Genomic DNA, 23,841 nt, shown 5'->3' with positions numbered 1-23,841 from the left:
AGGGGGGTATAGTATAACTATAAAATATAAGGAAGTGATTCATTTGGATAAATTCTTACATGAACATCCTACAACACCAAGAACGAAAAATGAAAAGCAAACTGTCATCAATCGTTTGAAGCGAATTGAAGGGCAAGTTCGCGGGATACAAAAAATGGTAGAGGAAGATCGTTATTGTGTAGATATATTAGTACAAATTAGTGCTATTCAATCTGCCTTGAAAAATGTGGGGTTTGCTGTCACAGAACGCCATATCAATCATTGTGTCAGTGATGCGGTTAGACAAGGTGAAGGTAAGGAAACTATTGAGGAATTAATGGAAGTTTTAAAACAATTTTCCAAGTAAGGAGGGAACTACTGTGAGTGAGAAAAATCATGCAACACTTGGAATAACAGGTATGACTTGTGCTGCTTGTTCCAATCGTATTGAAAAAACATTAAATAAAATAGATGGCGTGGAAGCACAGGTTAATTTAACTACAGAAAAGGCATCTGTTAATTACAATCCAGAAAAATCTTCTCTTGATGATATTACAAAGAAAATTGAGAATATCGGTTATGGAGTTTTAAAAGAGAAAGTTGATCTAGATGTGTTTGGAATGACTTGTGCAGCTTGTTCTACTCGTATAGAAAAGGTTCTGAACAAACAAGAAGGCGTTTCAAAGGCATCCGTAAATTTAACAACAGAAAGTGCAGCGATTGAATATAATCCTGGATTAGTCGATGTAGAAGCCTTGATTAAGAAAATCAAAAATATTGGCTATGATGCAAAGCCGAAAGCAGAAAACAAAGAAAAGCAGTCACATAAGGAGAAGGAGTTAAAACGGCAAAAAAATAAGCTAATTATTTCTGCCATCCTTTCTTTCCCATTATTATTAACCATGTTTGTTCATTTCTTCGGTTGGGGTTTACCCGACATATTCATGAATCCATGGTTCCAATTTGCTTTAGCAACACCCGTTCAATTTATCATTGGATGGCAATTTTATGTAGGAGCCTATAAGAATCTACGTAATGGTGGAGCGAACATGGATGTGCTTGTTGCATTAGGTACAAGTGCTGCTTATTTCTATAGTCTATATGAAGCATTTAAGACCATAGGCAATACAGAATATATGCCACATTTATATTTTGAAACAAGTGCTGTATTAATCACGCTGATTGTATTTGGTAAATATTTAGAAATGAGAGCAAAAAGCCAGACGACGAATGCACTATCCTCTTTACTTAATTTACAAGCAAAAGAAGCTCGTGTAATTAGAAATGACGAAGAAATTATGATTCCTGCCAGCGAAGTTGTTGTTGGTGATCGATTAGTTGTAAAACCGGGAGAGAAGATACCTGTAGACGGTATCGTTGTAAAGGGAAGAACATCTGTCGATGAATCGATGATTACTGGTGAATCTATTCCAATTGAAAAGGAAGTAAACGCTAGCCTAATCGGCTCTACAATCAACAAAAATGGTTCTATTGAAATGGAAGCAACAAAAGTAGGGAAAGATACCGCCCTAGCATCGATTGTTAAAGTTGTGGAAGAAGCACAAGGATCGAAAGCACCAATTCAACGTTTGGCTGATATTATTTCTGGCTATTTCGTACCGATTGTAGTAGTGATTGCTATTCTGACATTTATTGTATGGATAGCGTTTGTCCAACCCGGTCAAATTGAACCTGCATTAGTTTCAGCAATTGCTGTGCTTGTTATTGCATGTCCTTGTGCGTTAGGACTCGCAACACCAACATCGATTATGGTTGGGACAGGTAAAGCCGCAGAGAGCGGAATACTTTTTAAAGGTGGAGAACATCTAGAGAGAACGCATCAGTTAGAGGCAATTGTTCTTGATAAAACAGGAACCATCACTAAAGGTAAACCAGAGGTAACGGATTTTACTGGTGATAATGAAACATTACAATTATTAGCTAGTGCTGAAAAAGGTTCTGAACATCCACTTGCAGGAGCAATTGTTGCACACGCAACAGAAAAAGATATTGATTTTGTTGAAGTGGATGAATTTGATGCAATACCTGGGCATGGTATTGAAGCTAGACTCGCTGGAAAACAAGTTCTTGTTGGGAATCGAAAGTTAATGCAAGATCACCAAGTCGATGTTGGTGGTGCTGAACAAGAACTGGTCAATTACGAAGTCGAAGGAAAAACAGCGATGTTAATTGCTATTGATGGAAAATATCGCGGAATTGTTGCGGTAGCAGATACTATCAAGGAGACTGCACCTGAAGCAATTAGGCAGCTAAAGGAACAGGGCTTAGAAGTTATCATGTTAACAGGGGATAACGAAAGAACTGCTCAAGCAATAGCAAAACAAGTAGGAATCGACAAAGTAATTGCCGGGGTGTTACCTGAAGAAAAAGCTGATAAAATCAAAGAAATTCAAAGTAAGGGTAAAAAGGTAGCAATGGTTGGTGATGGTGTAAACGATGCACCAGCATTAGTAACTGCAGATATAGGAATTGCCATTGGAACTGGTACAGAAGTGGCAATTGAAGCTGCTGACCTTACGATTCTTGGTGGAGAGCTGTTGCTCATACCGAAAGCAATCAAAATCAGCCATGCAACGATTAAAAATATCCGACAAAACCTCTTCTGGGCTTTCGGATACAATACGGCAGGAATTCCAGTTGCAGCAGTAGGTTTACTAGCACCATGGGTTGCTGGAGCTGCAATGGCATTGAGTTCAGTAAGTGTAGTTTCTAACTCGCTTCGATTAAAGAGAGTTAAGTTGTAATCAAAAACTTTAAAAGGAGGTGAAAAACATGCAAACATTGACGTTAGATGTAAGAGGTATGACATGCGGGCATTGCAAAATGTCTGTAGAAGGTGCCCTTAATGAATTAGAAGGAGTATCTAATGTTGAGGTAGATTTAACTACTGGTAATGTTACAGTATCTTATGATGAATCTAAAGTGACATTAGAATCCTTGCGGAATGCTATTGAGGATCAAGGCTATGATGTTGTAGCCTAACATGAAGAGATTAAAGCTGATTTCCTCTTGTGAAATCAGCTTTTTTTATAAAGTTATTGTATACATAAAAAATTTTAAAGTTTAACTAGTTAAGAAGTATTTTCTGAACTTCTAACAAATAAGATTGTCCAAGAAAGGGACAGGAATAGGAGTGAGTATATGAATTATGATGCATCTACACTTGATCGTGTCTTTCTACAAGTTGGAACATTTACAATCTATTGGTATGGGGTAATTATTGCAATCGGGGCGTTCCTAGGTCTCTATATTGCCATGAAAGAATCTGAACGATTAGGACTTAAAAAGGATATATTCGTTGATTTAGTAGTTTTCGCAATTCCAATTTCGATTTTATTTGCGAGGATCTATTATGTATTCTTTGAATGGGAACGTTACGCAGGTGGACCATGGTGGAAAGTATTTGCTGTTTGGGAAGGGGGCATTGCCATCCATGGGGCACTGATTGGTGCTGTATTGACTGCAGTTGTATTTGCTCGTGTAAAAAAGATTCCGTTCTGGAAATTAGCCGATGTTGCTGCTCCAAGTTTGATACTTGGGCAAGCAATTGGTCGCTGGGGGAACTTCATGAACCAAGAGGCACATGGTGGTCCAATAATGGATCAAGGCATACTTGAGATGCATTATGCCGTTCTACCTGATTTTATAATGGATCAAATGTGGATTGATGGTACTGTATATTTTCCAACATTTCTATATGAATCAATTTGGAATATCCTCGTCCTTATACTATTACTATGGTTACGTCGAAAAAATCCAATTCGTGGCACAGTATTTTTAACATACCTAGCCACATATTCTGTCGGACGATTCTTCATAGAAGGTATGCGTACAGATAGCTTATATATTGTTGGTAACCTTCGTACCGCACAGTTTATTTCTATATTACTAATTGTTGGGGCTATTATTCTTATCGTTTATCGCTATAAAACTGTTTCCAAGCGATATGAGGATGTAGAAACGAAGAAGAAAAAGAATACAAAAAAGAAATAGTAGCAGATAAATAGTGGCTACAAAGGAAGGTAAGGAATAGTTGCCTGAAAACACATTCTTTTTAGTTCAAATAGTTGAAACATTAATCGTATATTATACTTGACCGTGTACCTTAGTACACGGTTTATTCTTATTATGGGGTGAATAAATTGAGTTATAAAATTAGCGAATTTGCAGAGAATTGCGGTGTTAATAAAGAAACCATTAGATATTATGAGCGTAAGAACTTATTACAGGAACCATCTAGAACGAGTACAGGTTATCGGATATATTCAAGTGATGATGTTAAAAGGGTGCGGTTCATCAAGCGTGTACAAGAGCTTGGTTTTTCATTAAGTGAGATATATAAATTGCTAGGGGTTATAGATCAAGATAATATTCGCTGCCAAGGTATGTATGATTTTGTTTCTCAAAAAGAAGAAGAACTTCAAAAACAAATAGAGGATCTAAAGAGAGTTGAAACTATGTTAAAAGATTTAAAACAACGATGTCCAGATGTAAAGCAATTACATGAGTGTCCAATAATTGAAATGTTAATTGTGGATTAAAGAAAGGAGAATTATAATGAGGAAATTCAAACTAGAGATTCAGGGAATGACTTGTACGGGTTGTGAAAAACATGTTATATCATCACTTGAAAATATAGGTGCTAAAAACATTGAAGCCAGTTTTCGTAATGGTGAAGTAATATTTGAATTACCCCTTAATATCGGAGTTAATAGTGCTAAAAATGCAATTAAGGATGCTAATTATCAGCCTGGAGAAGTCGAAGAAGTATCGTTACAGGAAAAGGTAGTTTTAGATAATGACAGTGATTACGGTTTAATTATTATTGGTTCCGGTAGCGCTGCTTTTTCTGCCGCAATTAAAGCCGTGGAATACGGTGCAAAGGTTGGAATGATTGAACGTGGAATTATTGGGGGAACGTGTGTAAATATTGGTTGTGTTCCATCCAAAACCCTTCTAAGAGCTGGGGATATTAATCAGTTTGCAAAGACAAATCCTTTTACTGGTTTAAATACTAATGCCGGAGAAGTGGAATTGGCAACTTTAGTGGAGCAAAAGGATGAGTTAGTAAATAAACTACGTAAACAGAAATACTTAGATTTAATTGATGAATATGGATTTGATTTAATAAAGGGGGAGGCAAAGTTTATAGATGAAAATACAGTTGAAGTAAATGGAAAGATACTTACTGCAAAGCGCTTTTTAATTGCAACAGGTGCGGCTCCGTCTATACCATCAATTTCAGGACTTAAAGAAATTGATTATTTATCAAGTACGACAATTCTTGAATTAAATAAAGTTCCCAAAAGCTTAACTGTAATAGGCTCAGGGTATATTGGATTAGAATTAGGACAACTTTTTCATAATTTAGGATCAGAAGTCACGCTTATACAAAGAAGTGAGCGACTTTTAAAAGGTTATGATCCAGAAATTTCAAAAGCAGTAGAAAAAGCGTTAATTGAACAAGGTATAAACCTTATCAAAGGGGCATCCTTTGAGCGTGTAGAACAAGATGGAAAGATAAAAATGGTTCATGTTACCGTAAATGGAAAGAAGAAAGTCGTGGAATCGGAGCAGCTACTCGTTGCAACAGGAAGAAAACCAAATACAGATTCTTTAAATTTAAGTGCAGCAGGGGTTGAAGTCGGAAAACGAAAAGAAATCCTAATAAATAACTATGCTAGGACGAGTAATGAAAAGATTTATGCAGCAGGTGATGTAACATTAGGACCCCAATTTGTTTATGTAGCAGCCTATGTAGGTGGAATTGTCGCTGATAATGCTATTGGTGGGTTAAACAAAAAAGTTGATTTATCAGTTGTACCCGGTGTAACGTTTACTAATCCTTCTATTGCAACAGTTGGTTTAACTGAAGAACAAGCAAAGGAAAAGGGATATGATGTTAAAACGTCTACCTTACCTTTGGATGCCGTTCCAAGGGCTATTGTTAATCAGGAAACCACTGGTGTGTTCAAATTGGTTATAGATGCAAATACATTAAAGGTATTAGGGGCTCACATTGTGGCTGAAAGTGCAGGGGATGTGATCTATGCAGCAACATTAGCAGTCAAGTTCGGATTGACTGCTGAGGATTTGAAAGACAGCCTAGCACCATACTTAACTATGGCAGAAGGAATAAAATTAGCTGCCCTTACATTTGATAAAGATGTGTCAAAATTATCTTGTTGTGCAGGATAAAAGCTCCTTACTTGAAAAGAGTTTAATTATGGTGAATAGGTTATAATTTGTTATGTAATAGCTGTTTTCAAGGAAGTGGTCTATATTATTTATGCAATCGTATTATTTATAATTGCAGGACTCGCCGAGATTGGTGGAGGTTATTTAATTTGGTTATGGTTAAGAGAAGGGAAACCATTTTATTGGGGGATAGGTGGTGGAGTAGCATTAGCCCTATATGGTGTAATTGCTACATTTAAAACCTTTCCATCATTCGGTAGAGTTTATGCTGCATACGGTGGAGTTTTTGTAGTTCTATCTGTTTTATGGGGATGGGGAATTGATAAGAAAACACCTGATTTGTATGATTGGGTAGGTGCTGGTATCTGCCTAATTGGTGTATCCGTTATATTGTTTGCACCACGCCATTAAATACCTATCTAAAAAAACGGGTACTGTAGCTGAATAAGGATTGCCCAAAATGGATTGTATTATTTATCGTAAAACACGAATTAGCAAGTTGTGTTTAATCAAACTTTGTTTCTAAGACACAAAAAGGGAAGAAAAGTAAATGAAAAGAGGTGCAATTCACTTTTAAATGGAATTGCACCTTTTATATTATTAGTTTTTCTCTGATCTTTTGATAGATAGCATGAATACAATAATTAGTGTAAAAGCAACTAATGTTAGAAATGGTATGGTAATAAACCCAAGCCAATTAATATATTCAGCACTACATGGAAAACTATTTGCAAACGGCTTAATTGCTGCAAAACTTGGAACCTTCTGCTCTAAATAGTGATAGAGGGAAATAGACCAACCAATGATTGCCATAGGTAAAACATATTTTCTTATAGACAATTCATTTTGAAATGTTGCTATTCCGAGCAGTAACGATAATGGATACATTAGAATACGTTGATACCAACAAAGTTCGAAAGGAATAAAACCTCTTATCTCACTAAAGTAAAGACTACCTAGGGTTGCAATTACGGATACTAACCAAGCAAGATATAGGAAAAGTTGTTTACTATCTAACTTACCCATATTCTAATTATCCTCTAATTCGTTATCTATTTCTTGTTTGATTCTCTGTTAATCATGCATTGTTCAAATAATATTCATAAACAAGTGCTGCAAATTCTATCTATCATTAAAACACATTCAAAAACATACTAAAAGTCTCATTTTCGTACATAATCATAATACCCAAAGCAACAAAAACTATGGGCACGATTATTCTTTCGTACTTTTCCACTGTTACTGATACTGCCTTAAAGGTTGATAAACGGTAACAAATATATAGTAAAACGGCAGATAATACGTAAAATATAATGATTGTAGCAGCTAGTTCAAAGGTATTTAAGGTTGTGAAGTAAGGAATGTATACACCTAAGTTATCTCCTCCGGCTGCTAAAGAAATTACTGTTACACTAAGAAATAATTTACTGAATTTGGTAGTTGATTCTAAGATTTCTTTCCCATCTTCATCCTCTTCGTCTTCAGATTTGAATAATTCCTTGAAACCTATATAAATAGGTAGTAATCCTAATAAACCAATCCACTTTTGTGGGAAGAAAGCAAGTCCAGTTGCAGCTAAAAGACTAATTGCGATTAAAATAGTTAGTCCCAGATATTGTCCTAACCCAATATTCTTAACACCATTTTTTTGCTTTTTTAATTGTGAGAACAATACTACTAATATTATTATGTAATCTATACTTGTTGCTACAAATACGGCAATAGCTGAGATAATCGTTGTACCCATTGATCAACATCTCCTAAATTAAATCCAGTATTAACTTCTAGGGAAATAGAAGAGGGCTTTCCGGAAAAACAGGAAAAGCCCTTTTCAATTATTCTTTCACTTTCATAAGTCGCAAACTATTTAATGCTACTAGAATGGTAGCACCCATATCTGAAAGGATGGCAATCCAAAGCGTTAACCAACCCGGGATAACCAATAATAGGGCTATAAATTTAATAGCAATTGCAAAAGTAATGTTAGCTTTGATGATATTTAGAGTTTTCCTACTAAGTATTACAGTAAATGGAAGTCTCCTCAAATCATCTGCCATTAATGCTACATCTGCGGTTTCAAGTGCTGTATCTGTACCAGCCCCACCCATTGCAATTCCAACTGTAGAGGCAGCTAGGGCAGGGGCATCATTTATACCATCCCCAACCATGGCTACTTTTCCGAACTCTGACCTTAATTGTTTTATATAGTCTAATTTGTCCTGAGGCATCAGTTCAGCTTGAATGTCTGATACGCCGACATGCTGACCGATTGCATTCGCTGTGCCTTTGTTATCACCTGTAAGCATGATCGTTTTTTTGATTCCAAGTTGATGCAATTTTTTAATAACTTCCTTGCTTGAATCACGGACTTCATCAGCTACTGCAACAACGGCAAGCATTTCTTTTTCAGTTCCAATAATCATTGCAGTTTTACCCTGATTTTGAAGGGTTGTAATCATTTCCCCTAGTTCCTTATTAAAACCAACGGTTAACAGTTCCTTAAAGAGATTTGGACTTCCAATATAATACGTTATTCCGTTTATTGTACCCTTAATACCTTTACCAGTTATAGAGGTGAAGTCATCTACTACAACGTTAGTATAAGAAACGTTCTCTTCTTCTGCTTTTTTCATAACCGCAGAAGCAAGTGGGTGTTGGGAATGATATTCCAATGCAGTTATAATAGATAATAGTTCGTGCTGATTAGTCATATTGTTTAACAATTTATAATCAGTTACAACTGGCACTCCTTTCGTTAGAGTACCTGTCTTATCAAATGCAATGGCTTTTAGTGAACCAATTTCTTCTAAATAAATACCGCCTTTTACGAGAACACCTTTTTTAGCAGCATTTCCTATAGCTGACACAATAGAAATTGGAGTAGAAATAACTAACGCACAAGGGCAACCTACTACTAGAACAGCCAATCCTTGATAAACCCACGTTTCCCAACTTCCATCGAAAAATAAAGGAGGTACAACAGCTACTAGTGCCGCTATCAGCATAATAATCGGTGTATAATATTTAGCAAATTTATCGACAAAAGCTTGAGCTGGAGCACGTTCACCTTGTGCTTCCTCTACAAGATGGATAATTTTTGATATAGTTGTATCTTCTGCCAATTTTGTTATTTTTACCTCAAGCAAACCTTCTTCATTCAGTGTACCTGCAAAAACCTCGTCCTCAACTGTTTTTCCAACTGGTACCGATTCACCAGTAATTGCTGCTTGATTGACTGCAGAGTTACCACGAACAACTACGCCATCCATAGCAATCTTCTGACTCGGTTTAACAATCATAATGTCTCCAATAGCTATGTCATTAACATGGATCATCATTTCCTGCCCATTTCGTCTAACAAGCGCCTCTTTTGGTGCAATGTCCATTAATGAACGAATGGATTGCCTTGCCCTATCCATTGAGAACCTTTCTAAGGATTCACTTATTGCAAAGAGAATAACAACTATGGCACCTTCCGCCCATTCACCAATAATAGCCGCACCAATAATGGCAACTGTCATAAGCGTTTTCATGTCGAAATCAAGACGAATTAGATTTTGAAAACCAACTTTAAAGAGGGAGTACCCACCAATAACAATGGACGTCGCAAATAATAAAGAGGTGATGAGGTTTTCTTCTCCATTAATAATCTGAGATACATATCCAAAAACAATTAATAAGGAAGCAAATAGTAGTGTGCTATGCCTTTTATAGAATGGTTCGTTTTTTTCTTTTTTGACTTCGTTTATTGCTTCTCTACTTGTTCTTTCACGGGCTACCTTAAGATTTTCAAAAGCACCTGCTTTTTCTAATTCTTCAATAGTAGTTTTACCATAAACTGCAATTTTGGATGCTCCAAAATTAACTTTTGCATCCTGAACTCCTGGAAGTTGCTTGACATTATTTTCAAACTTTCCTGCACAGTTTGCACATGAAAATCCTTCAACAAGGAATGTGTTCTTATACGCTGTAATCTCTTGTTTGATCTCTCTTATAGGTTTTTCAGGGGATACTTTAAGGTTTTCAAAAGCACCTGCTTTTTCTAACTCTTCAATTGATGTTTCCCCATAAACAGAAATTTTAGATGCTCCAAAGTTAACTTTCGCATCTTGGACTCCAGGAAGATTCTTAACATTTTTTTCGAACTTACCTGCACAATTCGCACATGAAAAACCTTCAACGCGATATACACTTTTATCCTCTAATGTTTTTATTGCATCACTCAACGGTAACACTCTCCTTTTGAAGCGTCAGGGCTACTTCTACTAGCTTCCTTACATGGTCATCTTCTAGTGAATAAAAAACTAATTTTCCTTCTTTACGATATTTAGCCAATCCCATACTACGCAACAATCGTAAATGGTGAGATGCAGTGGCTGTAGTTGAACCTATAATGTTAGCGACATCACATACACACAATTCATCCTCTAATGTTAGTGCATAAGCTATTTTTACCCGGGTTGCATCAGCTAAGGCTTTGAAGGTCATTTCAACTCCGTTAACTTGTTCAATTTGTGGTTGAATTCTATTTACTTTTTCTTGATCAAAACAAAACGTCTCGCATGTATCTTTGGAAGTATTTGAAACCTTTTTTTGACTCATTTGATCACCTCATTCTAATGATTGTTTGATTATTTGTTTAAAGTTTATTCCCATTAATAATATTTGTCAATTATTATATTCAAATGATTATTTTAATGTGTTAAAATTACCCTATATATTATGTATTTGGAAGTGATAAAAATTGTATGAAACTATAGTAATCGGGGCAGGTCAAGCAGGACTAGCAATGGGTTATTACTTAAAACAACATGACCATTCTTTCTTAATCTTAGAGAAGAATAGTGAGGTAGGGGAGATGTGGGGAAATCGGTATGATTCGCTTGTTTTATTTACACCAAGATTATATAGTTCATTACCGGGATTAGAGCTTAAAGGTAATGCACATGAATATCTACAAAAAATGAAATAGAAAATTATCTAAAAGCATACGTAGAAACATTTAACTTACCGATTCAATATGATACCGAGGTAACAATGGTTAAGAAAAAAGGGAACTTATTTCATATAACATCGGATCGAACAGAGTATCAAGCTAAGAATGTCTTAATAGCAACAGGACCATTTCAAAAACCTAGAATTCCAGCATTTGCAAATGATCTATCGAAAGATGTTTTACAGTTGCATTCATCTGATTACCGAAATCCATCCCAATTAATAGAGGGTAAAGTATTAGTCGTCGGTGGTGGAAATAGTGGCGCACAGATTACAGAAGAAATTGCTCGAGAAAGGGAAGTTTATTTATCAACTAGCTGTAGGTTTAGTTTTATGCCGTTATCGATGGGCAATCGTATTATTTTCTGGTGTTTTGATAAATTAGGCATATTAAAGGCTTCATCAACGTCATACATAGGAAGGAAGATTCAAAAGAGAGGAGACCCAATATTTGGGTTTGAATTAAAGAAAGCGATTCAAGAAGGAAAGGTAATTATTAAAGGAAGAACTTTAAATTGTAATGGAAATATAGTTACTTTCAATGATGACTCTTTACATAATGTACATAACGTAATATGGGCTACCGGCTTTACGTCAGACTATAGTTGGTTGGATGTTACAGGGATACTTGGTGAAAATGGGAAACCAATTCATAATAGAGGAGTAACTAATGTACCGGGTTTATACTTTTTGGGACTTCCATGGCAATATAGACGAGGATCGGCCCTTTTACAGGGTGTGGGAAATGATGCGAATTATCTTATGGAACAACTAAAGAAGTAGGTCTACTTAGGGAAAATACCAAGAATATGGTATCTAATTAAGTGTGCTGGGTAAATTTCTTAAATATTGGGATTGGAAAACAGACGTACAAGTACCTAGCTGAAAGAAGTTTTCATTAATGATAATTGTTAAATCATATTCTTCATATCAAGAATTACTGACAATTAAGAAATCACATAAGACCAAGTTTGTTTTATAATTCGTATAAACTTTTAAGTAATTCAATGAGGAGGAAAATGTTTTATGGAATTAAATAAGTTTGAGTTTTATTTGATGAACAATCCGATGAGACGTTGGTTACAAAAACATGTTGAATTTAAAACTTTTAAAGGTTTTTTAGATAAGCATAATCTCTCTTTGGAAGGAAAAATTGTACTAGATGCTGGTTGTGGTTCGGGATACAGCACCAAGTTAATCCATCAGTTCTCACCAGCTAATCTTATAGGGTTTGATTTAATGCCATCGCAGATTGCAAAGGCAAAACAAAAATATCCGGAATTGAATTTTTTTGTTAGGGACGTGTTAGATACACAATTAGATACCGATAAGTTTGATGCTGCTTTTGTTTTTGGGATTTTGCACCATATTCCGGGATGGAAGGATGCTATAAAAGAAGTTTATAGAACATTAAAACCTGGAGGGGTACTTTTAATTGAAGATTTGAATAAGGACGCCTCCCGGTTCTTTGCAACTTATATTAGATTTGATCATCCACAGGAGGCGTATTTTACTTGGGAAGAGTTTTCCTATCATCTTGAGGAAACAGGATTCACTATTTTAGAACAAACAAGGATTTTTTCAAAAGGAGTTGGGTCCTTTCTTTGTTTAAAAAATTAATATTCAAAATTGCTTCATTGAAAGAATAATATTTTGATTAATAAAAAGGGTACTAGTTTGAAAGAACGTAAAAATTCTTCATAAGTAAAATAGGGCATAGTTAAATAAGTCTACGGAGTGGGCAGAGAATTGGGAACAATATAAATGTTTCTAAATTATCGTGTTTTGCTGGCTAAATCAAACGTATTATGCAATAAGTATTTCAGGGTTATATGTTTGACCACTTTTGTATCAAAAATCACAGAGAATGAAGAATTCCGTTAATGGTATACGCGTAAAATGTTTGAAATGGACTATCATTTTCGTGGAAATAACCCACAATTAAAACTGCCCTATTGCAAAGGGCAGTTTTAATGCTTGCTAGATCTAATTCTAAAATCATTAAAAAGGTAAATCATCTATGAATTCAGGGTCTTTATTATTGATTAGATATTCCAGGTTAACTTCTTCCATTGAAGACCTTTCAATGCTTTTAATTAAGCATATACACTCTGAAATAAGTTCATCCCTATCAATTACTTGCTCTTCATCGAAAGTTGCTAGTATGTAACTGATTAGTGAATTAGGCGATTGAAAGTATAAGTAATTTTTATCTTCCTTTTCAATTCTATAACATTCCATTTCAAAATTCCATTCTACTAAGAAATTGATTTGATTAAATCCATTATTAACTTTTAATTTATAGTTACTTTCATAGTCACAACTGTGTTTTCTGATGGAGAATGGTTCCGATATTTTACCTTCAATAGTATCAATAACGATACATTCCACATCAGGAACAGTAATATTACCTAAAGGTTCATAATACCCGAACAAGTCATATAGGTAATATGTATCTATATGCTTATTTAATAACTTTTCATCTTTCACCACTACATCTAATTCGAAATAGTTAATAATATCTTCAATTTTGACGGCTGTATTTAGTGTATCAGAGTCTTTCTTTGCTTTAAACTTGTTCAATCTATTCTCCGGGTTTAGTAACTCTACTTCAGTATTTGAAGTGTACAGTTCTCCATAAGAGTTTGAAGTAGTACTATAATAGTGACGTTGGAAGTTCCTAATTTCCTTACAGAATTGAGAGTATGTTTCATAGTTTTTAAATTTAAATGACTCTTCCAATAGAAAGTTTGTAAGTGAATAAAAGCCAGTATAGCCACACTTTGAGTTGTTAATAATAAAGCGAATATTTTCCCCACTATCATTCCATTCAAAAACATAAGAAGATCCAATATTAATATTATAGGAGTGGCACAAAATATCGTTAAATCTATCATTTAGAATCATAATCATACCTCCTTTTATTTATGCGGTAGGCTGATTATAAATGGTGTTGTGATGGATTGTTTTAATGGTTGTGGTGGTGCCCTACAAAACATAAAAGTAATAAAATCTATAAAACTGATATTTATATTAATTATTAGCAACTGTCACACATGCTGCAAAATCGGTTACTAGAATGGTAAGTCAGGGTCATTCAGTAGGCTATTCATCCATCGTTTTGTATCTTCGTAGGTTGTAATCTTATCCAATAAATAGTTGTATTCATCATTATCATCCAAGTTTTCACAGATTACATAAGCCAATTGTGCAATTTTCTTATTATAAACATCCTTAATATCATTATCTAAATCTGAAACGATTGAAAGAAGATAATCAATTAATGACCCAGCAGAGTCAAAGTATTTATAACTATCATCTGCTTTTCTTATCCTGAAGCATTCTTCAAGGAAGTTCCATTCTATTGGGTACTGTTTGTCTAATGAAATCTTGTAACTATTAGTGTAAATGCATTTTTCTTTTCTAATATCAAAGGGTTCTAGAGTATTGTACTCTATAAACCCATAAAGATAGTCTTCAATGGCTCCAACATCCATATAACCGTAGAGGTCATGATAATGGTCAAATAAATGGTTGAAATCAACATACTTTTCTTGATCGGTTCTCTTGGCAATAGAGATGTCCAATTGAAAATGGTTTATCAGTTCCCCTACTTTAATATAATTGCCAGAAACCGCCAATCCACTTTGCATCATAAGCACCTCTGTGGGTGTTGTAGTTTGATACATAGACTCATTCAATGAATTGTAATAAAACGCTTCGAACTTCCTAATCTCCTCACAAAATAATGTAAAAGCCTGACATTCATCACTTATCTCATCTGAGAGATCGAATAGATAGTTTATGATATACCTTATACCGTCAGCAATTCCAATTGTTCCATCATCCAGTATAATTCTCAAAGAACGACTAGAAATTCCCCACTCAATAACGCAGTTGAAATCAAGATTACCGTATGAAAATGCAAAATTGTAGGAGTGAGAACTTTGCCCGAACAAATCTTTTTGTAGGAAACTTTTAGTATCAGTGCTTTTTCTTTCTAATAGATATTCTTGAATATCTAGATCACATAAAGGGTGCTCCATACCAAAAATCAAATGATAAATACTATAGAGTGTATTATCAACCGTATCTTGGTTTATAAATCGAATCTTATCCTTTGTAAGTATAAACAAAGGGTCTTCATTATCATTCCGAAATTCATTTTGTTTCCTACTTGCCCATGTACCATCCGACCAAAATTTAACCTCTTCGGTAGTTTTTGATAGTAAGGCCTTTTTTAGTTCCTCTACCTGCTTCAGTGTACAAATCCAATTATTACTGTACCTTTCTTTAAAACTTCTCTTTTCTTTTTTCATATGAATCAACCTCCTTAAAATTTGTAGTAGGCTGACTATAAATTGTATTATGATTGGTTGTTCTGATTGTTATGTTAATGTCCTACAATCTATTTATAAAACAAATAAAATATTGAATCAAATCTATAGAGCACTTTATTTAAATAAATTTAAAGCTAATTAAATTTAATTAGTAATAAAGCCTGTTTGTGATAGACCATATATTCCTTTAAGTTAGTTCATAACATTGATTTAAGAGGGAGTTTACCAGTGATTTTTGGTGCGTTTAAACAGGTTTATCTGTTCCTATATGGAATATCATCATGATGAAAATTCTATACGAAAGAAGGAAAAGAAATGGACAAAAGAAAGGAAGCTACAATAGTGCATTCTGATAAAAATATGGTTTTGGCTAAAAGTGGTGAATATTATGTCTCAGTTGTAAAAGTAAACAATTCTTTGAGTGAAGGTAATTATGTAGTAATTGTTAATGAGGAAAATATACAAGGTGAGTTAAGGGATGTTCTTTTAAAAACTTTTTTCAATACTGGCCATCTCGCTAGATTTCTATTGGCTGTTATTCCAGAATACTTAGTGGAGAAAAAAATAATTAAAGAAACTTACCAAGCCATTCAGAAAATAATTACTACAAAAGATTGAAATCCGCTTCTGAAAAACAAGGGATTCAGGCAGGTAAATATAAGTTAACAGTGTAGACATTTACTCAAGAAAGGGAGATATTAATGCAAAAGTATAAGGATCGGGTATTGCAAGAAGACAATTTGGTTTACTCATTTTTCGGTGATTACAACATTGTTATTTCAAAGGAAACTGGTTATGGATGGATGGGGAAAAATTCATCTGAACCACTGTTTTATGTATTGATAGAAAAGGATAAGGGGTCTGAACAACAACAGGTGTTGCATTTGAGAGTTTTTACTACTATTGGTCAGACAATCAAATACCTTTCCGCAATATTACCGGAATATGTTTTTGATGAAAAACTTATAGAAAGTATAGTTTATACTACAAATCGTTTAGCATTTGAAAAAATAAGTTAGGGTTAATTCCCCTGCTTATTTTTTTTGAGCTATAAGTGTACCAAAGCTATAGTAAACTAGGCCTAATTTTTTCCTGAATGGATGAAAACATAGTAAAACCATGTAGATAATTTATAAGACTTTTAATTATTGAAAAGGAATAGTTTATCATGTGTCTAATTGTTATATATAGAGAGGGGGAATCAACATGAATAATGATTTTTTATGGCAAGAAGATGTAGATTTTTGTGGCATTGTGATACGTTTTGCAATTGTGAAATTTGATGGGACCAATGAATTTGGTGCTTGTGTAGCACAAATGTTTGATGATGAGTTTGTTATGGTAGATGCAGCGATTTGTAACAATTTTAATAGTGCAAAGAGTTTCCTGTTGAAAAATGCTATTGAGGGTAATTTAGAAAAGTTAAAGATAATCGGAAATAATTTGGAAACGTTATAAATTGAAACAACATAGAATAGTATTAGGAATGGTCTGGTATGTACTAGTCCATTCTTTTTATTTAAAACTGATGATGTGAATCATATAGGAAATCCAATAGAGAATTGATTGATAATATCAATTGAACACCTACTAAATTTGCTATGAGGAATGAGTAGAAACAAATATAACTATTTGTGATAATATTAAAGGGTATATATATCTATTTTTCGCTTGAAAGGGTGTTATCATGCCAAGGAATGTAACTCAGTTTGATCTATTAATATCTTGCCCTTCTGATGTAAAAGAGGAACTAGAAATAATAAAGGGGACTGTTGCAGATTTTAACCGCATGTATGGTGCGGCTAATAATACATTAATAGTTACAAAGCATTGGTCTACAGACTCTTATCCTCAATCAGGAGGTAAACCGCAAAATCTATTAAACAAACAATTTGTTCTAGAATGTGACGCAGCTGTTGCAGTGTTTTGGACTAGATTTGGTACACCTACTGATAATTACGGGTCTGGAACAGAGGAGGAAATTGAAGAACTTATAAATAGTGGTAAACAAGTGTTTCTTTATTTCAGTGACCGACAGATTAATCCCGCTTCTCTTGATCCAGAACAATATAAAAAAGTAATTGAATTTAGGGAAAGATATAAAGATAAAGGTATTTATGCGCCATACTCCGATTTGGCAGAATTTAAAAAGGACTTTTTAAACCATTTATCATTATACTTTGTGAATCTACTTGCGAATCGAAATGAAAACAAATCTACTATTAGTAGCAATTTATCTGTTAAAGGCGTTAGAAACGGGAAAATTACCGAAAATCCAATAATGTATAAGAGAAGTTATCAAAACTCAAAATTCATAGCAGATTTAGAGTCAAATATTCATAGTTTATTTGAGCAGGTGAGGAATCTTCAACTACCTGACCAAAGCGAAGTAGTTGATGATTCTGAAAAAGACGAAAAAATAGTGGCTCTGGGTGTCAATAGTTCATTAGCCAATTTTGCAAAGGCAAATAAAGAAGGGCAAAATCAACTTAAAGGCTTTAACTCAATATTTGGTTCTGTTGAAATAACTTTACAAGAGGAATTTCAAAATGAAATCAAATCATTTGCAGAAGAGTCTAATATTGAATTAAATTATAATGACTTTTTTAACATAGGTGAGTTATCCAAGCAAAAGCAACCTTTTGGTGGTGGTCCATTTGGGACAGGATCATCCTATTCCTTAGTTGGATCCGAGGACGAAAAAGAAAAGTATAGACTATTAGATCAATTATACGAAAAAATTAGTGAATATAGACATTGGAAATCTTACTTTGCAAGTCTGGATTCTAAGTTTTATATAGATTTATGCTTATCTAATTTTGGAACAAGTTATGATGAGGATGTTGATATTAAGTTATATGTAAAGACTGGTCAATTGTGTATTGGTAAACAATTACCGTTGCCCGATAACGATATTTTGGAAACAGCAATTAAATTTACTGATCCCTTTTTTAAGCCTAATAAATCACTTTCAGTAATTGAATATGATGATTATCCTGAATATGTATCCGTGTCTCACCCAGATATCCCTTTGTATGGCCTTACTCGTTCATATGAAGAAAAAGTTGAGTCCCATAAAGAAGAGTATTTGGATTCAATTGATGACATCTTTTGCTACGATTACTTTCAAGAAGATGGCTTTGATGTTATTTGTTATAAGCAATCATATATAAAACAGAACACAAATGTATATTTTCCATCGATTATTGTATTTCAGAATATACCTAGCACAATCCATTATGAAATATCCTCTAAATATTTTCCAGAAGTTATAAAAGGGGAATTAAAACCTATTTTAGAAGAATAATTTACTTTGATAGCTACAGATTAAAAGAGGTGGATTTTTTCCACCTCTTTTAATCTGATAACCACAATTTTGACACCGCTTCTTCTTTATCCTCTTCATTTGGAGCAGAATACCTGATTACCATATCCGCGTTAGCATGGCCAGATAAAGATTGTATTAAACTGAAGTCTTCACCATTTCTGACAAGTTTTGTAATAAAGGTATGCCTTAATGAATGTACATTTATTCCATGTTTTTCAAAAATATGCTGAACTGTCCGTTCGGATATTCTTTTATTTCTATTGGAAAGGAACATAGCCTCGATCGAATCATCTCTTGTGTCTAAGTACTTCGTAATTGCTCTCCTAGTTTCTGATGGTAATGGTAGTTGTCTTTCTTTGTTTCCTTTACCAAAACGTATTTTTAAGATTCCTTTTCTTTCGCTAATCTCAAGATCTGCACGATCCAAATTGACAAGTTCATTAAGTCTAATGCCCGTATTAATTAATGTGTGTGTGATGGCAAAGTTTCTATCATTACCAGAACGATCAATTTCTCTAATTAGTTTGTTTACTTCATTTCTAGAAAGTGCTTTTGGCGCTTGACTTAGAATGTTCGGTGGGGTAATGACTGAGATGTCTTCAATGGCATCTAATTTATTCAGCCAGCGACTAAAATGTTTTACTGCACTCCAATTTTTATTAATTGTTGTTGCTGAATATCTTTTGCTTACAAGATAATCAATATATTGTTGAACATCTGATCGGGAGTATTCTTCTAAATCTGTGCCAGCTCCATCTAGCCATTCTTCAAATTTTGATAAACAGAACATGTAGGTTTTCCTAGTTTGTTTTGATTTTCCTCTAAGTCCATCTTCCTGATAAGTGTTTAACATAAAATCACCTCTTTTTAGAGTTAAATAATTCCACGACAAAATTTTCTTGAGTTAATGGTCACTTTTAGGCATAAACCAGATAAAGGTAAAGCCGATTATTGCGTGGAATAGTAGTTCCACGACATTTTTCTGCGACAAATCCCTCCCTTTCTTTTGCAGCTTTTTTTCATCATCATGATTCAACATTAAGCACATAAATCCTTTAAAATAAAAAATGCCACCTATACTCTTAAAAGATAACAGAGTAAGGTGGCACCCAAGTGTATTATTCAGACAGAAGAATCTTCAAATAGTAGTAATTCTATTACTTCATCTTTAGATATAAAGCCCATAAAGTCATAGAAGTCATCATTATCAAATAATATTACAGAGAAATATTTATTAGAAATGTCTTTGTTGCTAGGGATTGTCCTATTAAAATATGATAGAACATCAGTCACTTTTATTAATTTATCCTGATTCTCAAATTTCCTTAGAATTAATTTTAAGTATCCATTCTCAAAACAGGGAGACATATTAAAAATTTCAACCTCTGCTTTAATGATTTCATCCATAGCAATTAGATAATGATTAATATCTATGAATTTGCTTGCGTATTTCCAGTCGACTTCGTTTCGCCATTCTATCCACGAATTTTTTCTTCTTTTATGGCTTTGGGCTTTTAAACGTATGTATTGACGAACAAAGGGTTCATCAAAGTTTTTTCGTTCTTCATAAAGTTTTTCAAAGAATTTATTAATTTCTTTCAATTTAATAAGATTGGAAACTGCTATAAGATTAATGTCATAGGGTGAGATTATAATATCAATGCTCCAACAGGGTTTGCATGGTAATTCTAAATAATCATAAATCTGTGCAACAGTAGTATGTTTTGATTGGTTTAACATTCTTAGCAATTCATTTTTTTCAAGAATAATATTGTCTTCTATATTTGATTGGGTAAGTCTTTCATTTGGTATAGAAGTTTTAAATATTTTGCTATGGAGTGTTCTAATATTTTTACATTGGCGATAGTATAAGTCATCATCTTTAATTGATGAGATATGGTGATATAAATAAGAAATTAACAAATCAAAACTTGTAAAACTAATAAAAGATGAGTCACTATTAAATAACCGAAATAATTTGAGCCCATGATTCCATTCCAAGCCAGAGAAGTCTACTGACCACGTGATCTTTTGTTTTATAGTGGGTAATGGATTGTAGAGATAGTTCTCTAAGGGCACGGTTTCACTTTCAATCATATCGTCATAAGTATAAAAGAAATGATCTTCTTTGTATTTATTGGTAATACAAACGATATGGTCTAACCACTCGATAATGTTTGATAGTTCTAGTTGATTATATCCAGAATTACATTTTATTGAATAAATCTGTTCATTCTCTTTTTCTTTTCTAGAATCTCCTTCTTCTAATCTCCAATTACCATTCTTAAAAATGGTGACAATTGAATGATTTGAACTGATAATAGCCTTTTTTAATTCTTCTTTTCTCTTTAATTTTAAAATAGATGTTCTTTCCATGATATCAACCTCCTTTTTATTGTGGTAGGTTGAGGTATTAATAATGCTGTAAAGTAGTAATCTAAATGATTTGATAATTTCTCCTACTATTCTTTTATAAATCAATTATGGAGGGAAATCAAATCTATAGGGAATCTATTTTAAAAAAAATAGATTATAAAACTATAATCTATTAAGTATCTTTAATCGAAGTTGGTAAAGACAACATATCGTATGTTCAACAATAATAAAAAAATCTATGCAGCTGGAGATGTAACATTGGGCCACAATTTGTTTATGCTGCAGCACATGAAGGTGGAATTGTAGTTTGGTGGATTAAATAAGGAATTAGATATATCGGTTGTTCCCGGTGTAACGTTTACTAATCCATCTATTGGAACTGTAGGTTTAACAGAGAAGCAAGCAAGAGAAAACGGATACGAAGTAATAACATCAGTATTAGCTTTAGATGCAGTTCCAAGAGGGCTTGTTTATAGAGAAACAACAGGTGTATTTAAAGTAGTTATAGATGTTAAAACATTAAAATTATTAGGTGTACATGTTGTATCGGAAAATGCTGGTGATGTAATATATGTTGCATCATTGACTGTGAAATTTGGTTTAACCGTAGAAAATTTAAAAGACACTCTTGCAACTTATCTGACAATGGGAGAAGGATTATAGCTGTCTACTCTTACGTTTAATAAAGACGTTTAGAAAGTTATAATGTTGTGCTGGTTAAGAGAATTCATAAGGTTAATTCCTTCTTCTGAACAAGTAATAATGTGAGGATTTAATAAAAAAGCCAAAATATTCAAGGATTAGAATAATTCCTGTTTATTTTGGTTTTTTTATAGTGATAAATTACTTTGTTAATACAAAAAAGGAAACTTATATCGTAAAATACCTACGCTAAAAATTTGATAAGATATTTTAAGTGCCATATTATGTAGCTGTAACCATTGAAATGTTTAAGGGGAGTTGATTAAGAAAACTAATTAGAGAAATTCATCAGACTATGTATTAAAATACCATGCTCCTCCTTATTGAGAGGAGGGATACGATGGTTAAAAAGAAAAGTATTTTAGAAGAAAAGATTAGTGTTTGTCTGGATCATGAAGGTTTTAATAACAAACCGAAGAAGAATGAGGTCATGCGGATATCCGAGAGAATTGCAGGTAAGCCTGTAAGGTTATCGATTGAGGAATTGTTGCAAAGTGTAACAGTACCAAATGCTAGAACTTTTACTCCTGCACTATTTAGTAATGGACAAAGGTCAAATAATAGTTGGAAGAGTCAGCAGGTGTTTGCACTCGACATTGATTCAGGATTACGGGTTGATGAGGCAATCAAACTTGGTACCGAATGGAAAGTGACACCAACCTTTATTTATTCAACTTTTAACCATACAGAAGAGAACCATAAATTCCGAATGGTCTTTGTATTGGACGAGGAAATTTCAGATTTGCGAGTTAGGAATGTTATTCAGACAGCACTAGCAACATTGTTTCCATCGGCCGATAAAAATGCCAATGATGCTGCGAGAATTCTTTTTGGAGGGAAGAAAATTGAATTTGTTAACCAAGGAGTTTTGAGTGTTCCAAAGATTTTGGATGGAGTAGTACAAAAGGTAAGGTCTGGATCGAATGCAACGAGAGAGATGAAAAGATTCTGCAAAGCCTCAGGACTGGCATATTATAAAGGGTACCCTCATTATAAGAAGGTTGAAGATAAGGACCTACCTGATGATGAAGATAACACCTTGTTTATATCTAAGACTAAAAACCGCACCAACACTATTAATTACTATAGCACGCGTGCGAAAAATAGTCATTTTCCATATTACTTGGTTTTCTCCAAGGATTCTTTTCAGGAGAATGAAAGTTATCCACCTGAACTAAGTCCATTTGACGAGCCAGAATTGAAGCAGGTTAGGAATTTTCCTTTCAATAATTTGCAAAAAAGATGCAAACTTTATCGGGAGGGAATTGCGGGGGATTACTGGCTATATCATAATGAAATGTTTGGCTTAATGACCAACTTGTTAAATGTAGAGGGTGGAAAATCGAAAGTAGTTGAAATCATTTATTCTCGGAAGGAATATCTGACCAAAAAAGAAGAATGGTCATTAATGATGAACCAAATTAAGAAAATGAATTATGTGCCAACAAGGTGTGATACATACTGTCCATTTGCTAACGAGTGCATTCATGCCTCCAATATGATTGAGCAAGGAAAGTTGCCAAGAGGAAGTGTACAAGTATTACAAGAACCTCGTTTTCAAGAGGTTGATGAAGTTTATAAAAAGTTAGATAAGATTTTTAGTGACATTCTAAAGAGTGATCAACAAGGTGTATATGGGGAGTGTAATATAAACTGTGTAAGTAAGAGAGCGTACGGCTCTTACTTCGCAGTTTATTTTTTTATTGTTAAACTAATAATATATGAATTGGGGGAGTTGTTTCTAATGGCAAAATCTAAACGTGATCCACAATCAGTAGAGTTAGCTAATAGAATAATAGAACAATACCAACCAGAGTCCGTACAAGACATGCAGAATGCACTGAAAGACATATTTGGTCCTATGTTTGAAGCTATGTTAAAAGGAGAAATGAATCATCATCT

20 protein-coding genes and 3 pseudogenes are annotated in these 23,841 nt (G+C 33.8%); 15 read left to right on the top strand and 8 right to left on the bottom strand.

The window, feature by feature from the left end:
- The first annotated feature begins 43 nt into the window (after nucleotides 1-43).
- The 7 genes from TE34_RS06710 (at nucleotide 44) to TE34_RS06680 (ending at nucleotide 6,609) form a co-directional block, all read left to right on the top strand.
- Nucleotides 44-346, top strand: coding sequence for a metal-sensing transcriptional repressor (locus tag TE34_RS06710; RefSeq protein WP_047984064.1), 303 nt, complete (start codon nucleotides 44-46; stop codon nucleotides 344-346).
- Nucleotides 347-359: 13 nt separating this feature from the next.
- Complete coding sequence (locus TE34_RS06705; RefSeq protein WP_047984063.1) at nucleotides 360-2,744, top strand: heavy metal translocating P-type ATPase; 2,385 nt, start codon at nucleotides 360-362, stop codon at nucleotides 2,742-2,744.
- Between the two features lie 28 nt (nucleotides 2,745-2,772).
- Nucleotides 2,773-2,982, top strand: coding sequence for a copper chaperone CopZ (gene copZ / locus TE34_RS06700; protein WP_047984062.1), 210 nt, complete (start codon nucleotides 2,773-2,775; stop codon nucleotides 2,980-2,982).
- A gap of 159 nt (nucleotides 2,983-3,141) precedes the next feature.
- Nucleotides 3,142-3,993, top strand: coding sequence for a prolipoprotein diacylglyceryl transferase (gene lgt, locus TE34_RS06695; RefSeq protein ID WP_047984061.1), 852 nt, complete (start codon nucleotides 3,142-3,144; stop codon nucleotides 3,991-3,993).
- Nucleotides 3,994-4,142: 149 nt separating this feature from the next.
- The gene (gene merR, locus TE34_RS06690) at nucleotides 4,143-4,541 is read left to right on the top strand and encodes an Hg(II)-responsive transcriptional regulator (RefSeq protein WP_047984060.1); all 399 of its coding nucleotides are present in this window, start codon (nucleotides 4,143-4,145) and stop codon (nucleotides 4,539-4,541) included.
- Nucleotides 4,542-4,557: 16 nt separating this feature from the next.
- Entirely contained in the window at nucleotides 4,558-6,198 is a 1,641-nt protein-coding gene (gene merA, locus TE34_RS06685) for a mercury(II) reductase (RefSeq protein WP_047984059.1), read from the top strand.
- An 84-nt stretch (nucleotides 6,199-6,282) separates the two neighbouring features.
- The gene (locus tag TE34_RS06680) at nucleotides 6,283-6,609 is read left to right on the top strand and encodes a YnfA family protein (RefSeq protein WP_047984079.1); all 327 of its coding nucleotides are present in this window, start codon (nucleotides 6,283-6,285) and stop codon (nucleotides 6,607-6,609) included.
- Between the two features lie 189 nt (nucleotides 6,610-6,798).
- On the opposite strand, the gene TE34_RS06675 is transcribed toward TE34_RS06680, so the two are convergent.
- From TE34_RS06675 to TE34_RS06660, 4 genes are all read right to left on the bottom strand, one after another.
- Nucleotides 6,799-7,224, bottom strand: a complete 426-nt coding sequence (locus TE34_RS06675; RefSeq protein ID WP_047982408.1) for a disulfide oxidoreductase — start codon at nucleotides 7,222-7,224, stop codon at nucleotides 6,799-6,801.
- 106 nt (nucleotides 7,225-7,330) lie between these two features.
- Entirely contained in the window at nucleotides 7,331-7,945 is a 615-nt protein-coding gene (locus TE34_RS06670; protein WP_047982407.1) for a CadD family cadmium resistance transporter, read from the bottom strand.
- An 88-nt stretch (nucleotides 7,946-8,033) separates the two neighbouring features.
- Entirely contained in the window at nucleotides 8,034-10,424 is a 2,391-nt protein-coding gene (locus TE34_RS06665) for a heavy metal translocating P-type ATPase (RefSeq protein ID WP_047982406.1), read from the bottom strand.
- Nucleotides 10,417-10,800 carry an ArsR/SmtB family transcription factor gene (locus tag TE34_RS06660; protein WP_047982405.1) on the bottom strand — a complete coding sequence of 128 codons (384 nt, stop codon included), beginning with the start codon at nucleotides 10,798-10,800 and terminating at the stop codon, nucleotides 10,417-10,419. Before TE34_RS06660 ends, TE34_RS06665 begins: the two co-directional genes overlap by 8 nt.
- Before the next feature lie 142 nt (nucleotides 10,801-10,942).
- Between TE34_RS06660 and TE34_RS06655 the strand changes: the two are divergent.
- Nucleotides 10,943-11,976 (top strand): annotated as a pseudogene (locus tag TE34_RS06655) (flavin-containing monooxygenase).
- Between the two features lie 243 nt (nucleotides 11,977-12,219).
- Nucleotides 12,220-12,813: a class I SAM-dependent methyltransferase gene (locus TE34_RS06650; protein ID WP_047982404.1), complete on the top strand. Its 594-nt coding sequence runs from the start codon at nucleotides 12,220-12,222 to the stop codon at nucleotides 12,811-12,813.
- 381 nt (nucleotides 12,814-13,194) lie between these two features.
- On the opposite strand, the gene TE34_RS06645 is transcribed toward TE34_RS06650, so the two are convergent.
- Together TE34_RS06645 and TE34_RS06640 are read right to left on the bottom strand one after the other, a co-directional pair.
- Nucleotides 13,195-14,100, bottom strand: a complete 906-nt coding sequence (locus TE34_RS06645) for a hypothetical protein (protein WP_047984058.1) — start codon at nucleotides 14,098-14,100, stop codon at nucleotides 13,195-13,197.
- A 167-nt stretch (nucleotides 14,101-14,267) separates the two neighbouring features.
- Nucleotides 14,268-15,512: a hypothetical protein gene (locus TE34_RS06640; RefSeq protein ID WP_047982402.1), complete on the bottom strand. Its 1,245-nt coding sequence runs from the start codon at nucleotides 15,510-15,512 to the stop codon at nucleotides 14,268-14,270.
- A 336-nt stretch (nucleotides 15,513-15,848) separates the two neighbouring features.
- Between TE34_RS06640 and TE34_RS06635 the strand changes: the two genes are divergently transcribed.
- The 4 genes from TE34_RS06635 to TE34_RS21305 all read left to right on the top strand — a co-directional run bounded on the left by TE34_RS06635 (nucleotide 15,849) and on the right by TE34_RS21305 (nucleotide 18,840).
- On the top strand, nucleotides 15,849-16,151 hold the full coding sequence (locus tag TE34_RS06635; protein WP_047984057.1) for a hypothetical protein: 303 nt from the start codon (nucleotides 15,849-15,851) through the stop codon (nucleotides 16,149-16,151).
- An 83-nt stretch (nucleotides 16,152-16,234) separates the two neighbouring features.
- The gene (locus TE34_RS06630) at nucleotides 16,235-16,552 is read left to right on the top strand and encodes a hypothetical protein (protein ID WP_047982400.1); all 318 of its coding nucleotides are present in this window, start codon (nucleotides 16,235-16,237) and stop codon (nucleotides 16,550-16,552) included.
- 187 nt (nucleotides 16,553-16,739) lie between these two features.
- The gene (locus TE34_RS06625; protein ID WP_047984056.1) at nucleotides 16,740-16,991 is read left to right on the top strand and encodes a hypothetical protein; all 252 of its coding nucleotides are present in this window, start codon (nucleotides 16,740-16,742) and stop codon (nucleotides 16,989-16,991) included.
- A 229-nt stretch (nucleotides 16,992-17,220) separates the two neighbouring features.
- Entirely contained in the window at nucleotides 17,221-18,840 is a 1,620-nt protein-coding gene (locus tag TE34_RS21305; protein ID WP_047984055.1) for a hypothetical protein, read from the top strand.
- Nucleotides 18,841-18,889: 49 nt separating this feature from the next.
- Here TE34_RS21305 and TE34_RS06615 read toward each other — a convergent pair whose 3' ends face one another.
- Both TE34_RS06615 and TE34_RS06610 read right to left on the bottom strand, forming a co-directional pair.
- The gene (locus tag TE34_RS06615; RefSeq protein WP_047984054.1) at nucleotides 18,890-19,714 is read right to left on the bottom strand and encodes a tyrosine-type recombinase/integrase; all 825 of its coding nucleotides are present in this window, start codon (nucleotides 19,712-19,714) and stop codon (nucleotides 18,890-18,892) included.
- 269 nt (nucleotides 19,715-19,983) lie between these two features.
- On the bottom strand, nucleotides 19,984-21,237 hold the full coding sequence (locus tag TE34_RS06610; protein ID WP_047984053.1) for a hypothetical protein: 1,254 nt from the start codon (nucleotides 21,235-21,237) through the stop codon (nucleotides 19,984-19,986).
- A gap of 222 nt (nucleotides 21,238-21,459) precedes the next feature.
- On the opposite strand from TE34_RS06610, the pseudogene TE34_RS20600 reads away from it, so the two are divergent.
- Together TE34_RS20600 and TE34_RS20975 are read left to right on the top strand one after the other, a co-directional pair.
- A pseudogene (locus tag TE34_RS20600) lies at nucleotides 21,460-21,900 on the top strand (mercury(II) reductase); the annotation flags it as partial.
- 1,783 nt (nucleotides 21,901-23,683) lie between these two features.
- A pseudogene (locus tag TE34_RS20975) lies at nucleotides 23,684-23,841 on the top strand (IS256 family transposase); the annotation flags it as partial.

Origin of the sequence: Ornithinibacillus californiensis, assembly GCF_001038485.1 — a bacterium.
In the GTDB taxonomy this organism is placed as follows: domain Bacteria; phylum Bacillota; class Bacilli; order Bacillales; family Amphibacillaceae; genus Ornithinibacillus; species Ornithinibacillus californiensis.
This window is presented reverse-complemented; position numbering and strand designations above follow the sequence as displayed.

What these genes read in the sequence shown, in the direction of transcription:
- TE34_RS06645 (WP_047984058.1), bottom strand. Translation starts at nt 14,100, where the DNA reads ATGATTCTAAATGATAGATTTAACGATATTTTGTGCCACTCCTATAAT.
- TE34_RS06615 (WP_047984054.1), bottom strand. Translation starts at nt 19,714, where the DNA reads ATGTTAAACACTTATCAGGAAGATGGACTTAGAGGAAAATCAAAACAA.
- TE34_RS06625 (WP_047984056.1), top strand. Translation starts at nt 16,740, where the DNA reads ATGAATAATGATTTTTTATGGCAAGAAGATGTAGATTTTTGTGGCATT.
- TE34_RS06630 (WP_047982400.1), top strand. Translation starts at nt 16,235, where the DNA reads ATGCAAAAGTATAAGGATCGGGTATTGCAAGAAGACAATTTGGTTTAC.
- lgt (WP_047984061.1), top strand. Translation starts at nt 3,142, where the DNA reads ATGAATTATGATGCATCTACACTTGATCGTGTCTTTCTACAAGTTGGA.
- merA (WP_047984059.1), top strand. Translation starts at nt 4,558, where the DNA reads ATGAGGAAATTCAAACTAGAGATTCAGGGAATGACTTGTACGGGTTGT.
- TE34_RS06675 (WP_047982408.1), bottom strand. Translation starts at nt 7,224, where the DNA reads ATGGGTAAGTTAGATAGTAAACAACTTTTCCTATATCTTGCTTGGTTA.
- TE34_RS06670 (WP_047982407.1), bottom strand. Translation starts at nt 7,945, where the DNA reads ATGGGTACAACGATTATCTCAGCTATTGCCGTATTTGTAGCAACAAGT.
- TE34_RS06610 (WP_047984053.1), bottom strand. Translation starts at nt 21,237, where the DNA reads ATGGAAAGAACATCTATTTTAAAATTAAAGAGAAAAGAAGAATTAAAA.
- TE34_RS21305 (WP_047984055.1), top strand. Translation starts at nt 17,221, where the DNA reads ATGCCAAGGAATGTAACTCAGTTTGATCTATTAATATCTTGCCCTTCT.
- copZ (WP_047984062.1), top strand. Translation starts at nt 2,773, where the DNA reads ATGCAAACATTGACGTTAGATGTAAGAGGTATGACATGCGGGCATTGC.
- TE34_RS06650 (WP_047982404.1), top strand. Translation starts at nt 12,220, where the DNA reads ATGGAATTAAATAAGTTTGAGTTTTATTTGATGAACAATCCGATGAGA.
- TE34_RS06635 (WP_047984057.1), top strand. Translation starts at nt 15,849, where the DNA reads ATGGACAAAAGAAAGGAAGCTACAATAGTGCATTCTGATAAAAATATG.
- TE34_RS06660 (WP_047982405.1), bottom strand. Translation starts at nt 10,800, where the DNA reads ATGAGTCAAAAAAAGGTTTCAAATACTTCCAAAGATACATGCGAGACG.
- TE34_RS06640 (WP_047982402.1), bottom strand. Translation starts at nt 15,512, where the DNA reads ATGAAAAAAGAAAAGAGAAGTTTTAAAGAAAGGTACAGTAATAATTGG.